Genomic DNA, 14580 nt, shown 5'->3' with positions numbered 1-14580 from the left:
CAATCGCAGGAAAAGGCTGTACCGGGCATTTATCATTCGGGCATCATCTTCTTACCAATCAGATTATACACGCCTCAAATGTTCTACTATGTTATGGGCGACAAGATGAGCTGTCAATAAACGTGGAAAGGTTAATTCGTTTAGCTATTCTTCTTTACGTGTTCGTCCTGCACGTTTAGGATAGCCTTAATTTCCAGTAATTGAAGTCTGACGCCAACGCGGCGATGAAGAGGGCAAGTTTGCCCAGCCTCATTTGAGGATGATTGGAAATGGCAACGATACTGCTTCCGAAAAGGCCTTTGATCGTGGCGTTGAGCCCGGAAAGTGCCGCGCCTGCGTTCGGGCAAAACAGACGCGATTTCATTGTCAGCGAAAGCAAGAATTATTGCGTTCGAAGCCTTCTTCCCTCGGATGTAACCCGAGATTTTTTGTCATGGTTCAGCAAAGAGGACATCCTTCGCGGTCTTAATCTTGCAGATCTCGATTTTGATGTCGAAAAACTGCGCCGCTTTGTGGCAGGCTTTGATAATGTTCATAATTATATGCTGGGTATTTTCTCTCGGAAAACCAATCTGCTTATCGGGTTTTACACGCTTGACGTGAACCTGCAGCATAAAGTCGGCGTCATCACTACGGCGATTGGACACGATGCACATCGCGGCGCCGGTGTTATGTGGGAAACAATCGATGGCGTCCTGGATTATTTTTACGATAATCGCGACATCGAAAAAATTACAGCCCGCGTTCTGGCGAAAAACTATTCGATGCTGTTCAATCTCAAGCAAAACTTGCGCTTTGTTCTTGAGGCCCGCCTCCGGCACGAGGCTCGAGCACCCGACGGGCGGCGGCTGGATGTTCTCGTATTCGCTTCATACAGAACTGATCCCAAAACGGGGAAACGCCATCGAGTCGATCCGCAGGAAGTGGTTGATCTGGGAACATCGGGAGACCGCATATGAACTCACTGGACAAGGCCAGGACCATTCTGGCCAAATGCCTGTTCATTCCCGAAGAAAGCATCCGATCTGACGCAGATATCGCCTCGCTTGGGAAAATCGACAGTTTGACCTTCGAATTGATCGTGCTCGAAGTTGAAAATGTTTCAGGGCGGGAAGTCGATCCGATACAGTTGCTGGAAATGGAGTCAGTTGCGGATCTTGCGCGCATTCTCGACTGACAGTTGCAGCAGAACTTGTGAATCCAAAGGTGCAGTAGAAATCAAGTGGGGGCGGAAACAAGGCTAGTCATAGCGAGAGGGGTCACTCCGTGTCTTCCAATATCTTGTATGATGAAGTGCGGGTTTTCCGGCAACATCCGCATCTGAACGAGGCTCTGACTGTTCACATCGACAGCTATCTGAATGGCTTCGCCCGAAGCGAGTTCATTACAAAGCTGGCCTCCGAAGATATCGAGTATCTTCTTGCCCTGAAGACCGTTGCGCTCGGTTTTGACGAAGGGACTGTTAAAAGTTTCACAAAAGCCCATCTGCAGTCCTTTGCAAAAACATATGCGATTGCCACGCCCAATCGTGTCTCCTCACTGGTCGATATTGCAATCCATACGGGATACTTGACGGGTCAGCGATCGCAGACCGATCTGCGAGAAAACCTGCTCACACCAACGCTGAAATTTGAGAAATGTGCATATTCTGGTCTGCAACCCTATCTACGTCCGCTCAACCTGCTTTTTGAAGACGCTTACGGGCATCTTTCATCGGATCGGGCAGCTATCGCGCAGATATCGGCATATGCATTACATGTTTATTCTCTGAGCTTTCCAATCAGACAGCGAAGCCCATGTATGGTGGTGTTCACAAGGCGTGACGCCGGATACGAGATTTTGCTGAAAATACTTCAAGCGTCCAACAGCTATACCGATCACCCCGATGTAGTCATATCGCTTCCCTTTTTCCGGCTCTCGCGTACCTTTGGCGTTTCGCGGGGACACGTACAGAAATTGTTTCAGGCTGCGGAAACAGCGGGGCTTTTGCGCATCCATGCAAAGGGCGGGAAGGAGATCGAGATACTACCCAGCTTGCAGAAGATCGCCCGCGACACGATAGTCTGTTCCCTTGCCATCGCCAAGATTGCGTTCGATCTGACGTCCGATCAACTGTTTCAATCCCAACGTTCGGGGCTCGAATTGGTATGAGCCAGACGATCCTGAACAGTTTGAAGCCACTGCCGACCGCTAACATATCACTCCCACAACGCGCAGGTGATTTTTCTTCCATCGTGGAAGCACTCGACTATGCGTCGCAGGGACAAACAGGGCTCTCGTTTTTCAGTTCAACCGGTCAGCTCGTTCGAACACTTCGCTATAGGGATCTTCGTGCCAAGGCTATTGCGATGAGTGGAAAACTCCATGCGCTGGGGCTTGAAACGGGAGACACCGTGGCAATCATCGGGGAAACCTGCCCAGAGTTTCTGGAGATATTCTATGGCTGTCAATATGCGGGCCTGCTACCTTGCCCATTGCCGCACTCGATTTTTCTCGGCGGACGCAACGCGTTCGTGGAACGGATAGCTGCCCTTGTATCCGCCGCTACCGCGAAGTTGCTCTGTATTCCTGACTCTTTGATGGATCTGGCAAAAATCTGGCGCTCCGCAGGCGTGCGGGTTATAAGTTTTAGCGAGTTGCACTATGTAACCTGCGAAGAATACCTGGCCCCTCTCGGGCCTGATGCCCTGGCCTATATTCAGTTTTCCTCCGGCTCAACAGCTGATCCAAAGGGCGTAATTATATCCCAGCGCGCCGTGCGTAGTAATGTTCGCGGTATCCTTGGCGACTGCATAAACATAGGAACAAATGACCGGGCCTTTTCATGGTTGCCGTTTTATCATGACATGGGTCTGGTCGGATTTTCCATAGCCCCGCTTTTTGCACAGACCAGCGTCGATTACATCTCGCCGAACACATTTGCGCGCCGCCCTGTTCTGTGGCTTCGTCTTATGACGGAAAACCGCTCAACGATCACTTTTTCGCCTGTGTTTGGGTATCGCTTGGCGGCTTTAAGACTGAGGAGTTGTGACGAAGGCATAGATCTTTCAGCGCTTCGCATTGCGGGAATTGGTGGGGATATGATTGATACCAATCAACTCGATCTCTTCGCGAAGGCGACGGGTGAGGCAAAGTTCAACCCCGAAGCGTTCACACCGTGCTACGGCATGGCTGAATCTGCGCTTTTGATTACCTTTAACCGGGGCCTTACGGTAACCTTCTGTGACCGGGCGGTGCTAGAAAAGGATGGAAGGGTGACTGCGCGCGCGAATGGAGCAAGCTCGAACTTCGCCGTGTGCGGTACCGCCCTGACACATCATGAGTTTGTCGTGACCGATAGCGAAGGTCGACACTTACCGGAAGGGTGGGTCGGGCATATCCATATACGGGGTCCGAGCATGTTCTCAGGCTACAGGAACGGTTCAGATAGCTTTATGGTCTCTCCGATGGATTTTTTCGACACAGGCGACATGGGATTTCGCCTGAACGGCAATCTGGTTGTCACTGGCCGTCATAAAGAGATGATGATCGTCAATGGACGAAATATCTGGCCGCAAGACATCGAGCGCATTGTTATGTCTTTGCCTGAATGCGCCTCGTCATCTGTCGCAGCAATCGTCGCCCCCCGAACCGGCACTGAAGAGACCGTAGTAATTCTTGTCGAACGCATTGCAGAAGAAACGAAGGCGGAAACCTCTCTGATCTCCAAAATTCAATCTGCCGTCAGTTCGGGGATAGGGTTGGCTGCCAGGGTTGAGTTGGTCGCACCAAGGTCTTTACCGTATACCTCGTCGGGTAAACTCATGCGCTCTAAGATAAGACATGATTACGCCGTAGCATCGGCTGGAAATTAACGATCTACGGGGCGCAGCAAAATTGGTCTGTCGGCGATAGGGCCTGTACGATTCGGGATCATGACCAAGTCGCTCGTGAGCACTTGGTAACATCGCCAGATCGTGCGCCCGTGGGTGGCCAATCCCGCGCAAGCAGTCGGAAGGGATTTTGACAGCCCTCGAACACGAGGCTGCGAAGAGTTCTTGATCGTCCATGATCAAATGTCATGGCCTTCGCGAAATCCGCGAAGGCCAACTTTTCAGCGTTTTCCCGCTCTTATGATTAGCCGCTTGCGATTTGGCTACCGACCCGCGACCGCATATCGGTCCCAGCAATCGTCAAGGTCCCTTGACAATTTGTGCTTCATGATGCGTTGGCTGGGTGTGCGCTCGAACTCCTCGACCACCGCAATGTAACGAGGGTTCTGATAGGCCGCGAGACGGCTCGTCAGCCATTCCGAAAGCGCCCCCGGATCAACTTCGCAGCCGGATTTCGGCTTGACGAACAGCTTTATGTCCTGCTCGCCGATTTCGGCGGCAACGCCGACAATCGCGCAATCCTCCACCGATGGATAGGCTCCGGCGATATGTTCGACTTCCCATGCCGAAACGTTCTCGCCCTTGCAGCGTACGCTGTCGGTCAGTCGACCATGGAACCAGAGATTGCCATCCGCATCGAACGAACCGGAATCGCCGGTATGAAGCGCGCCGTTGCGCAATGTCTTTGCAGTCGCTTCCGGGTTGTGCAGATATCCCTGGAACAACGCGCCTTCGATGGAAGACCGCACAACGATCTCACCTTTCTCACCGTCAGCCACCGGCTTTCCTGTTTCGTCGAGAAGCTCGACCGTGAACCACGGCATTGGCTTGCCGACAGCACCGACTGTTCCGTTATCGTTGCAGGTGGTGATGCTGGAGGCTTCGGTCATGCCGTAGCATTCGCGCATTTCCACCCCGAAGCGGTCACGGAAAAACGGCCAGACTTCTTTCGGGCACCCCCCACCCCAGGCGATGCGTACGGGGTGATCTCGATCGGAAGCGCTCTCCGGCTGCTTCAGCAAAATTTGCAGAATGCCGCCCAGATAATGGATATGCGTTGCTCCATATTCGCGGACCTGTGTCCAAAAGCGGCTGGCGCTGAACCGGTCGACCATCGCAAGTGTGACGTCTTCCAGCGTCGGCAGAACAATAAGCTGCGCACCACCGATGTGATAAAGCGGCTCCCAGACAAAAAATACGTCGCCCGGACGCACCAAAGTCAGTTGCCGTACCGCTTCTCCAGCAAGACGCATCATCCCGTGGGTAACAAGTACCCCCTTTGGCCGCCCGGTAGTACCGGACGTATACATGATTGCGAAGAGGTCGTCCGCCACCGGCAATTCGTCGGCTGGGCCCGACGCATCCTGAGCGACAATATCCTGCAACGATCCTTCCCCCGAAGTCAGGATGAAGGCATGCGCTGGTATTTCCGCACCGCATTCGCGGATCGTTTCCTGCGCATCCGGGTCGCAGATGACCACGCCAGGTTCACAATGTTCCAGAATATAGCGGAGCCCGTCGCCCCGCTGCTGCGCATTGACCGGCACCCACACGATGCCTGCGCGGGCAAGGCCGAACAACACCGTCAACGAAAGTTCTGAGTTACGCATCATCACGGCGGCCCGATCACCCCGCTTCAGCCCACGAGCGTTGAAATGCGATGCAAGCGCCGCCGATTGACGGTCAATGGCGGCAAACGTGATCGGCTGGCCATTGAAAAGTGCAAAGTTCTGGTCCGGCTTTTGCGCAGCCTTGGTCAGGAAGCTTCCAAGGAAGCCTTCAAATTTCATAGTCATGGGAGGCACTCTGTTTGGTCAGGAGGAGCGGCGGAGTTTTTCCGCCGCCAGAAGAAGTGTTGTGACGATGAGGAATACGACGACTGATACCGCTGCGAGCGTCGGATTGAGCTGGAGGATCATGTCGTCCCACATCTGTTTGGGCAGAGTGGTCTTTATGCCCCCGCTGACAAAGATCGCCACCGTCAGTTCATCGAAGGAGGTAATGAAGGCGAAAAGAAATGCCGCGGTCAAACCGCTACGGATGAGCGGAACGGTCACGAAACGCAACGCCTGTACCTTGTTCGCGCCGAGCGTTGCTGCGGCCTGATCAAGACGCCAGTCATAATTTTTCAGGATTGCCGCAATCGCAACGAAGGCAAAGGGCAAGGCCAGTACCGTATGACCGATCACGAGACCGGTATTCGTGGCCACAAGGCCGATCTGGGCGAACAGATAAAACAGGCCGACCGCGATAACGATACGTGGAACGATCATGGGAGCGAGGAAGAATGCGAAGATCAGCCCGGCCCAACGGGACCGCGAGCGTGCCAGCGCCAGCGCAGCAAAGCCGCCGATGACTGTCGCGAGGATTGCCGTTGCAAAAGCCACGCCGAACGACCGCACGGTTGCGGATAACCAGAGATCGGAGGTGAAATAGGCGCGGAACCAACCGAGACTGAAACCGGGAGGCGGAAATTCCAAAAACTGCGAACTGGTGAAAGCAATCAGGATCACGATCAGCGTCGGCAACATCAGAAATGCGCAGGACAGAAAGCAGTAAATTCCCAATAGACGCTTCGTGATGGCTTGTCCGAGCAAAGTGCGGACAGCCATTGCAATGCGGCTGGACGCAAGTGCACTGATTTCCAGAATATGCAAGCCGATATTTCGCAGAATACCATTCTTGCCTTTGTGTGCAGCTCCCGTATCACCTGAAAGGCTTGAAAGGCCGAAGACGCGATCATAGACCCAGCATGTGACAAGGGCCGCGACCAGCATCATGGCAGCCAGCGCACCCGCGAAGGCCCAGTTCAGGATTTCCTGCACCTGGACGATAATCAATTGCGCGAGCATGGTCTGCTGGCGTCCGCCCAAAAGGGCGGGAACAATGAAGAAGCCGAGGGAAGAAATAAAGGTGAGGAGACCGGCCGCAGCCGCGCCCGGCAGGGACAACGGGAAATAAACCAGCCAGAAACTCTTGGCCGAATCCGCCCCCAGCGTGCCCGAAGCCTGTGTAAGCCTGCGGTCGATCCCGCTCATGACCGGCAGCATGGTCAATACGGCAAGCGGCAGCATGGCATGAACCATGCCTATCATGACGCCGAACTCATTGTGTAACATTTCCAACGGCGAGCCTATCACGCCCGAACCGAGACCAAGCTGATTGATAACCCCGGTGCGTCCGAGAAGAATAACCCACGCAAAACTCTTCACGAGATAACTCGTCCAGAACGGCACCATGACCAGCAAAATCATCATGCCGCGCTTGCGCTCCGGCAGGCGCGACAGCCAATAGGCGAGCGGATAGCCGAACAGAAGCGAGAACATCGTGGTCAGGGCCGCAATGCGAAAAGTGATAAGCAAAACACGAAAATACACATCCGTGTCGAAAATTCGCGTGTAATGCGCTCCCGTAATCGCACCGGTGTCCGCGTTTTCGAAGCTCAGGCCCATCAGCCGCGCGACAGGCACCAGAAAGAAAATAATCAGGAAGACAAGTCCCGGCGCGACCAGCCAAAGCGGACCGAAACGGAAGCGAGCACGTGTCTTACCCGCCTGAGGAACTGCAGCAACACTCATGGCGTCACCAGAACAGCCGCTTCCGGCTGCCAGCTCAGGGTAACATTTTCGCCAAGCGCAGGGATAGGCCGACCCGGCAGAACCCGTACAGTCAGTAGGCGCGCTTCGGCAGCATCCACCAATACGCGCGTTTCAGAACCTGCATAGACCACTTCCGCTACCCGGCCGCGAACACGATTTGCGCCAGCATCGCCGAGTTCCATATGTTCAGGCCGTACCACCAGCGCCATCTCGCCATCGTGAAGGTCACATGCCTTATCAAGAAGAAGCTTCGCATTATTGGTCGAAAGGTGCGGGCGACCGTCACTGCCGGTTTCGATATTGCCGCGAAATATGTTGGAGATCCCGATAAAGTCTGCGGCAAAGGCTGACGTGGGCCGGGAATAAATTTCTTGCGGCGGCGCAATCTGTTCGACCATTGCATGGTTCATCAGGCAAATACGATCCGAAAGAGCAAGTGCCTCCTCCTGATCATGGGTCACATAAACGATGGTGGCACCTGTCTGGCGATGCAATTGCTTGATTTCGAATTGCATATGCTCGCGCAATTTCTTGTCGAGCGCTCCCAGGGGTTCATCCATGAGAATGATGGAAGGCTGGTAGACAAAGCAGCGGGCGAGAGCCACGCGCTGTTGCTGGCCACCCGAAAGCTCACGCGGGAATCGCGAGGCAAGATGACCAAGCTGCACCATATCCAGCGTGCGCTGCACCTGAGCCTTGACGTCAGCAGACTTCTGACCGCGCATCTTTAGCGGAAAGGCGATGTTTTCCTCGACAGTAAGATGCGGAAACAACGCGTAATGCTGAAAAACAAGGCCGATATCGCGCTTATGTACCGGCGTATCCGTTTCGTCCCTGCCATCGATGAAGAGACGGCCTTCACTCGGCAGAACGAGACCGCTGATCATCTGAAGGAGCGTCGTCTTGCCGGACCCCGAGGGTCCAAGAAGCGTCAAGAACTCGCCCGGCTTCACCGCAATATTTGTCGGTTTGAGCGCGATGGTTTCGCCATAGCGCTTGGATAGTCCGTCAACGAGAAGTTTCGGCTGAAGACCCTGTTCGGGTTTGGCAAGCATGTCGTTCCCCTTAAACCCGGAGCCAGCGACCTCGTCGGCCGCTGCTCCATCTTTTGTTTTTCATATTGCGTAGTCAGTCCGACCGCATGGGTCGCCCAGGTTCAGCTTTGCTCAAGTGCAGCTCAGCCAAGTATCCAGGCATTGAAGCGCTCGGTCATTTCCGAACGATTGGCGCTCCACCAGTCTTCGCTGGCGATGCTCATCTGTTTCAGATTGGCTTCGAAGGTCGGCAACGACGATGCCCGTTCCGCCGGAATATGCTCGTAGGCCTTCAGGTTGGTCGGGCCGTAAGCGAGAAATTCCGTGAACAGCGCCTGCTGTTTCGGATCGGTGCAGAACTTGACGAACTGACGTGCGATATCGGCACGCGGCGATCCTTTGGGGATACCCCAACCCTCGATGGAATAAAGGCCCTGGTTCCAGCCGATTTTCACCGGAGCGCCCCCATCGATGACGGCTTGCGCACGTGCGTTCCACAAGGCGATCATGTCCACTTCGCCGCTCTGGATAAGCTGGCTTGACTGGGCGCCGCCCGTCCACCATACATCCACATGCGGCTTGATCTTTTCGAGGCTGGCATAGGCGCGCTCGATATCGAGCGGGTAGAGCTTGTCGAGCGGAACGCCATCCGCGAGCAATGCCTGCTCCAGCGTATCGATCGGGTTCTTGCGCAACGACCGGCGGCCCGGAAATTTTTCGACGTTCCAGAAGTCCGCCCAGGATTTTGGCGCTGTCGCATCCTCAAATCGGTCGGTGCGATAGGCCATGATCGTTGAATAGACATCTACACCGAGCCAGACTTCGGTCAGCGAATCCGGCATCAGGCCCGGAGCATCGGCGGCAACAATACCGATCGGCTCGAGCAGATCACGCTTCTGGAGAATATCGCGTGCTGATAGTGTCAGCGTGCAGACATCCCAGCTATAGGAACCGGTCTCGACCATGGCGCGAAATTGCGCCGTAGGTTCGGCATCGCGCGCTACATTGACCACCTTGATCCCCGTCGCCTTCTCAAAGGGATCATAGAATGCCTTGCGATAGCCGGGGCTGTAAGGTCCACCCGGATCGGCTACCGTCAGTGGCTCCGCGGCTGAAGCCCGGCGCGTAAGGATGGCCGGGGCAGCAAGTGCCATGCCGAGCCCGCCTCCGAGCTTCAGCAGATTCCGGCGATGAATTGTAATCGTCTTCCCATTTTTCATTGTTTTTCCCTCCGGCATGTCATTCGGTATGCGATATCAAACCGTCCGCCCCTTTTTGGGGCGAACGGACATTGGTTGGTCAGGAAGCTTTGCGGGCCGCACGCTCGGCGAGAAACTGCTCCATCATGCGGGCCGGTTCACCCGATGCATAGGCTTCCTTCTGGATGCGCGATCCCGCAGCCAGACAGTCGCGGAAGCCTGCTTCCGTCATTTCGCGGAAACGCTGCTTGTTGAGACGCATGGCTACCGGCGGCTTGGCGCCGAGTTCCCGTCCGAGCGCGACAGCTTCATCCAGGACCTTGGACTGATCGACGATGCGATTTATAATTCCGATGGCGTGGCATTCCTCTGAATCCATCAGGCGCCCGCTCAGCGTGAGGTCGATGGTGCGGGCAAGACCGATGATCTCGCGCATGATCCACGGGCCGGTGGTGCTGGCGATGCCGGAATTGATCTCCGGTTGGCCCATGCGGACGGCCGGATGGCCGATACGGAAATCACAGAGAAGCGCTACCTGAAAGGCAGACCCGGCAGCGACACCGTTGAGCGCCGCGATCAGTGGTTTGGAGAGCGAACGCATGCGATCATAAAGACGCTCCCATTCGCCAACCCATTCCTTGCCGCGCTCGGCATCGAACGTCCGGGTTTCATTGAGATCCTGACCTGCGCTGAACGCACGGTCGCCGGCCCCGGTCAGAATGATCGCACGGATATCAGCATCGCCTTCAAACACATCGAAAGCCTCGATGAGCTGGCGGCGCATCGCGCTGTGCCACGCATTGAGGATGTGCGGACGGTTGAGCGTGATGATGCCGACCTCGCCTCGACGCTCAGTCAGGATAAAGCGATCCATTGTGTTCTCCCTTTGGGGTTATGCGCTTACAAATCTTTTATTGCATTGCAATAACTATTATGTTATAGTGATTTTATTGTATTATAATGTCAAGCATCTTTTCAGATTCTTGATAATTCTGCTATTAAACGACGATTATCTCAGGCGAGTTTTTGATGGTACGCAAAGCGGAAAAGTCAGTGAAATCAGTCAATGAAAGCGTGGGCAATGATCGCGATCCACTGCTCGTGCAATCCGTCGAAAAAGCATTTCGTGTCTTGCGGGCCTTTGATGGCAGCAGGCCAACTCTCAGCCTGTCTCAGATCGCGGAAGAGACCGGGCTGGATATTTCAGCGGCGCAGCGGTTCACTTATACGCTCACCAAACTGGGCTATCTGACCAAGAGTAGCGAAACGAAGCGTTTTGAACTGGGCGTAAAGACGCTGGACTTCGGCTACCATTACAGCCGCGCCAGTGTGCTCGTCGAACGGGGTACGCCTTATCTTCTTCACCTGAGCAAAACCACAGAAGAGACGGTAAACCTGACCGTTCTGGACGAGACCGACATCGTTTTCGTCCAGCGATTCATGAGCCGCCATGTATTGAACAACGATGTCGTCACCGGCATGCGTCTACCGGCTTATTGCACGGCACCCGGCATTGCTATCCTCTCGGCCCTGTCGGAAGATGAAGCGAACGCAGTGCTGGATCGCTCTCATTTGCATCCCTACACACCCCACACCACATGGAATCGCGACGAGTTGAATGCAAAGCTCAAGCAAGCCGCAGCCAAGGGCTATGCAACTGCATTTGAGGAATATTTCCACGGCGATCTTTCCTTCGCATCGCCTATTCTGGACGCTCGGGGCCATCCCTATGGCGCAATCAATATTGCTGTATCTCGCAGCCGCTATACGCCAGAAGAAGCAGAAGAGAAATATGCGCCCCTCGTGACGGCCGCAGCCCGTTCAATCACTCTCATTACGAACGCAAGGCGCTAGGTTTTTGAGGAGAGCAGGAGTCCGTGAAGGCAATGAGGTTTTCGCAGTCGTTCCAATCCGGTGACGGTTGGTCCCGGTGACTTTAGAGAATTGTCTATCGAGACGTTCTCACCTCACCTTCTCATTCAATTTGGACGTTATCTGAAGCGGATCGTTACCGTGGATAAACGCGGCCCACTAAAAGTTGCATAATCGCCACATTCACCCCATTGCTTTTTCCGATTGCTGTTTATATGAGGTCTGCGATTTCTCCCCCTAAAAGGGGGAACAACGCATTTCAGGAACATGTTCAGGCTCGGTTCATCTTGGATGTCCCAATAGCCGTCACAGAACTGGAGCCTCTCTGAGGCCCCGGTCAATCGCATCACGTTAATCACTACGAGCTCAGAATGACTCTTCCTACGAATGGCCACGAACGTCTGGCACATGGCGGGTTCGCCACCCCCGAGCAACTTGCCAACCAGATCCGCGCTGTCTGGCACGACAATGGCCTGACGTGGAAACCTACCGCCCGTTGGTTTCCCCGTATGCCTGCACATCTGGACGAGATATTCGGCCTGCTATTCAACACGGACGCAGACGGGCATGTCGATGCCATTCTGTTCGCCGACGAGCGGCGTTCGTCGCCTCTGCACAACATTCGCGATTTTGTCGGCTCACTTCAGTCCCCGTTGATAGACCTCAAGGGGCGTGCTGGCGATTTTGCTGACGCGCATTTCGACCTGCAAGAGCCCCGGACCTGGACAGAAACCGCCCGGCGTATCCTCAAGTTTCGTCAGCAGCGGGACGCACTGCCCCTGCAGTTCCGTCAGTCGGTGGACCCCGAGATCCAATTGCTGGCGCACATGTACGTTTCGAACAAAGAGCTGCGAGCAATGCGCTATCCGCTGGCACCGGAAGCCGTCTGCTATCCGGGATTCTACTCGGCCGGAAAGATCGTTCCGCTTGCCGAAAGCCTTGTGTTGCGCGGGTTCCTGAAACGGCGTTTCTTCGATCGGCTGCACGAGTGTCCAAACTGCCACTCGCGCCGTCTGTCCGTCCGCGAGGAATGCCCATCCTGCCGCTCGGCCGATCTGCGCGAAAGTCCGCTCATTCATCATTTCCATTGTGCGACCATATTGCCGCAAGAGCAATTCCGGCAGGGAATGTCGTTGGTCTGCCCCAAATGCCAGCGCCAGCTTCGCAACTACGGGAAGGACTACGATCGCCCGGGCGAAGCGTATACTTGCAACACATGTGAAGCCACATCGTCGGAAGTCGAAGTCGGGTTCGTCTGTCTGGATTGCAATGCCCGTACGGATGGTGAAGCAATCCAGCAAGTGGATCTCCACAGCTATCTCCTGACGGACGCCGGTGCGGCATTTCTGGAGGGCAGGCATTCCGTGACCGGCCCTTCTTTACCAGTTCCGCTGCAAAGAGAGATCGACCGCATCAATGCATCCGCGGGTGCGAATGCAGCCCTCGCGGAAATTCGGTTCGCCGATGGCGAACAGGTAATCTCGGTCAATGGCCGCCCCACATTCGACAAGTCCCGCGATCTCTTTTTCGAGAATCTGCGTAACCGTTTGGGCGTTGCCGCTTCGCTCTTTGTAGATGGTGATATGGCCTATCTTCTGGCAGAACGCTTTGATGCGGTTCTTGAGCGGGAGTTGCAGGACACCGTGCGAAGCAGCGAGGAAGTCCTACGTGTCAAGCTGTCTCCCGTGTTGACGGTGAAACAACGTCTCGGAAGAGGCTGACCGTGAACACGCTGGAACTGGGCTTCGCATTTCTGCTGAGCCAGACGACCCTTAGTATCATGTCGGTCTTCTGGTACACGTTGATCTTCGAATTTCCACGCTACATCCTGCCATTTCTCGTGGCGGGGATGGCCATGCGTTCACCGGATGCCGAGGCGCTGATCGAAGAAGACGGCACGGCCAGCGAGCATCCCAGCGTCAGTGTCATTCTCGTGGGGCACAACGAGGAAGATGCACTTGAGGCTTGCGTCCGCTCTCTGCACGAGCAGTCTATACAGAACTTTGAGATCGTCATCGTCAGCGACGGTTCTACCGACCGCATGGTCGAGGTTGCCCAATCCCTCGTCAAACAGGGACTGGCAACGAAAGTGCTATCCACCAGTCTGCGCGGCGGCAAGTCCAGCGGCATCAATCTGGCATGCGCCTACGCTTCGGGCGATATCATAATCAATGTCGACTGTGACTGTTCGTTCGACCGATACGCATTCGAATATCTGCTGAGGCCGTTTTCCGATCCTGCAGTGGGCGCCGTCTGTGGGGATATCGCTCCTCGCAACAGCGATGCGAGTGTTATCAGCCAATTTCAGGAAATCGAATACCTGCAATCTATTGCAGTCGGCAAGCGCATTGCCAGCGCGGTCAATCAGGTCGTCTGCGCCTCAGGCGCCTTCAGTGCTTTCCGGCGCAAGGCTCTGGACGACATCCGTGGCTTTGATGTGGGCGGCGGGGAAGACCTGGATACGACCATCAGACTTCGCCTGAAGGGCTGGCGGATCGAATACGCCCCCGAGGCGGTGTGTTATACCGATGTGCCTACGACTGTTTATCAGTACATACGGCAACGCCTGCGGTGGGAACGCGACGCGATCTGGATTCGCTATCGCAAGCACGTTCAGCTGATGAACCCGCTATCGCCCGCATTCCGGATCACCGAGGCCGTCCATCAATGGGATTTCCTGCTCTTCAACGTCGTGGGAGCATTTATCTTCCCGGTCTATCTGGTCTGGCTGTTCATCCAGTATGGCTCCTTCACACCAGCAATCCTGATCGCAATGCAGATCGGTCTGCTGGCGATCGATGTGCTCATTCTGGCAGCTTCCGCCTGGTGTACGGGTCGGCATGTTTTCCTGCGCAACCTCTTGTTCCTGCCGGGTTATTCCCTTTTCATGACTTATGTCATGCGCCCCGTCAGACTCATTGCCTATATCGACGAATGGGTGTTCTCCGGCTCTCACCGTGACAATTACACACCGGTGAAAGTCCGCATGCAACGTCCCTGGTAA

At 55.0% G+C, this 14580-nt stretch carries 12 protein-coding genes; 7 read left to right on the top strand and 5 right to left on the bottom strand.

The genetic code is table 11. From position 1 onward, the window contains the following. Positions 1-269: 269 nt before the first annotated feature. The 4 genes from ACS5UA_RS20415 to ACS5UA_RS20400 all read left to right on the top strand — a co-directional run bounded on the left by ACS5UA_RS20415 (position 270) and on the right by ACS5UA_RS20400 (position 3854). Entirely contained in the window at positions 270-959 is a 690-nt protein-coding gene (locus ACS5UA_RS20415) for a GNAT family N-acetyltransferase (RefSeq protein WP_112702272.1), read from the top strand. Further along, entirely contained in the window at positions 956-1177 is a 222-nt protein-coding gene (locus tag ACS5UA_RS20410) for an acyl carrier protein (protein ID WP_112702271.1), read from the top strand. Before ACS5UA_RS20415 ends, ACS5UA_RS20410 begins: the two co-directional genes overlap by 4 nt. 89 nt (positions 1178-1266) lie before the next feature. Continuing rightward, positions 1267-2151, top strand: a complete 885-nt coding sequence (locus ACS5UA_RS20405) for a hypothetical protein (protein WP_241084677.1) — start codon at positions 1267-1269, stop codon at positions 2149-2151. Next, a complete protein-coding gene (locus ACS5UA_RS20400) occupies positions 2148-3854 on the top strand; it encodes an AMP-binding protein (RefSeq protein ID WP_112702269.1) in 1707 nt (568 codons plus the stop codon). The genes ACS5UA_RS20405 and ACS5UA_RS20400 overlap by 4 nt, the downstream gene beginning before the upstream one ends. A gap of 281 nt (positions 3855-4135) precedes the next feature. On the opposite strand, the gene ACS5UA_RS20395 is transcribed toward ACS5UA_RS20400, so the two are convergent. The 5 genes from ACS5UA_RS20395 to ACS5UA_RS20375 form a co-directional block, all read right to left on the bottom strand. After that, complete coding sequence (locus tag ACS5UA_RS20395) at positions 4136-5668, bottom strand: AMP-binding protein (protein ID WP_420703425.1); 1533 nt, start codon at positions 5666-5668, stop codon at positions 4136-4138. Between the two features lie 18 nt (positions 5669-5686). Next, positions 5687-7450 carry an ABC transporter permease subunit gene (locus tag ACS5UA_RS20390; RefSeq protein ID WP_443101734.1) on the bottom strand — a complete coding sequence of 588 codons (1764 nt, stop codon included), beginning with the start codon at positions 7448-7450 and terminating at the stop codon, positions 5687-5689. Beyond that, positions 7447-8526, bottom strand: a complete 1080-nt coding sequence (locus ACS5UA_RS20385) for an ABC transporter ATP-binding protein (protein WP_112702267.1) — start codon at positions 8524-8526, stop codon at positions 7447-7449. Before ACS5UA_RS20385 ends, ACS5UA_RS20390 begins: the two co-directional genes overlap by 4 nt. 122 nt (positions 8527-8648) lie before the next feature. Continuing rightward, positions 8649-9725, bottom strand: coding sequence for an ABC transporter substrate-binding protein (locus ACS5UA_RS20380; RefSeq protein ID WP_112702266.1), 1077 nt, complete (start codon positions 9723-9725; stop codon positions 8649-8651). 79 nt (positions 9726-9804) lie between these two features. After that, a complete protein-coding gene (locus tag ACS5UA_RS20375; protein ID WP_021588355.1) occupies positions 9805-10578 on the bottom strand; it encodes an enoyl-CoA hydratase/isomerase family protein in 774 nt (257 codons plus the stop codon). A gap of 155 nt (positions 10579-10733) precedes the next feature. Here ACS5UA_RS20375 and ACS5UA_RS20370 point away from each other — a divergent pair, with 155 nt between their 5' ends. The 3 genes from ACS5UA_RS20370 to ACS5UA_RS20360 all read left to right on the top strand — a co-directional run bounded on the left by ACS5UA_RS20370 (position 10734) and on the right by ACS5UA_RS20360 (position 14580). Further along, on the top strand, positions 10734-11558 hold the full coding sequence (locus tag ACS5UA_RS20370; RefSeq protein WP_043714541.1) for an IclR family transcriptional regulator: 825 nt from the start codon (positions 10734-10736) through the stop codon (positions 11556-11558). Between the two features lie 389 nt (positions 11559-11947). Beyond that, positions 11948-13297, top strand: a complete 1350-nt coding sequence (locus tag ACS5UA_RS20365; RefSeq protein WP_112702265.1) for a TackOD1 domain-containing metal-binding protein — start codon at positions 11948-11950, stop codon at positions 13295-13297. Between the two features lie 2 nt (positions 13298-13299). After that, a complete protein-coding gene (locus tag ACS5UA_RS20360) occupies positions 13300-14580 on the top strand; it encodes a glycosyltransferase (protein WP_025089631.1) in 1281 nt (426 codons plus the stop codon).

The organism is Brucella sp. RRSP16, assembly GCF_052246815.1.
Classification (GTDB): Bacteria; Pseudomonadota; Alphaproteobacteria; order Rhizobiales; family Rhizobiaceae; genus Brucella; species Brucella intermedia.
Note: the sequence above shows the minus strand (reverse complement) of the source record. Positions and strands in the feature narration are given on the sequence as shown.

Bases quoted from the DNA above. Each gene is read 5' to 3' on its own strand.
- ACS5UA_RS20415 (WP_112702272.1), top strand. From the start codon at position 270: ATGGCAACGATACTGCTTCCGAAAAGGCCTTTGATCGTGGCGTTGAGC.
- ACS5UA_RS20410 (WP_112702271.1), top strand. From the start codon at position 956: ATGAACTCACTGGACAAGGCCAGGACCATTCTGGCCAAATGCCTGTTC.
- ACS5UA_RS20400 (WP_112702269.1), top strand. From the start codon at position 2,148: ATGAGCCAGACGATCCTGAACAGTTTGAAGCCACTGCCGACCGCTAAC.
- ACS5UA_RS20395 (WP_420703425.1), bottom strand. From the start codon at position 5,668: ATGACTATGAAATTTGAAGGCTTCCTTGGAAGCTTCCTGACCAAGGCT.
- ACS5UA_RS20390 (WP_443101734.1), bottom strand. From the start codon at position 7,450: ATGAGTGTTGCTGCAGTTCCTCAGGCGGGTAAGACACGTGCTCGCTTC.
- ACS5UA_RS20385 (WP_112702267.1), bottom strand. From the start codon at position 8,526: ATGCTTGCCAAACCCGAACAGGGTCTTCAGCCGAAACTTCTCGTTGAC.
- ACS5UA_RS20380 (WP_112702266.1), bottom strand. From the start codon at position 9,725: ATGAAAAATGGGAAGACGATTACAATTCATCGCCGGAATCTGCTGAAG.
- ACS5UA_RS20375 (WP_021588355.1), bottom strand. From the start codon at position 10,578: ATGGATCGCTTTATCCTGACTGAGCGTCGAGGCGAGGTCGGCATCATC.
- ACS5UA_RS20370 (WP_043714541.1), top strand. From the start codon at position 10,734: ATGGTACGCAAAGCGGAAAAGTCAGTGAAATCAGTCAATGAAAGCGTG.
- ACS5UA_RS20365 (WP_112702265.1), top strand. From the start codon at position 11,948: ATGACTCTTCCTACGAATGGCCACGAACGTCTGGCACATGGCGGGTTC.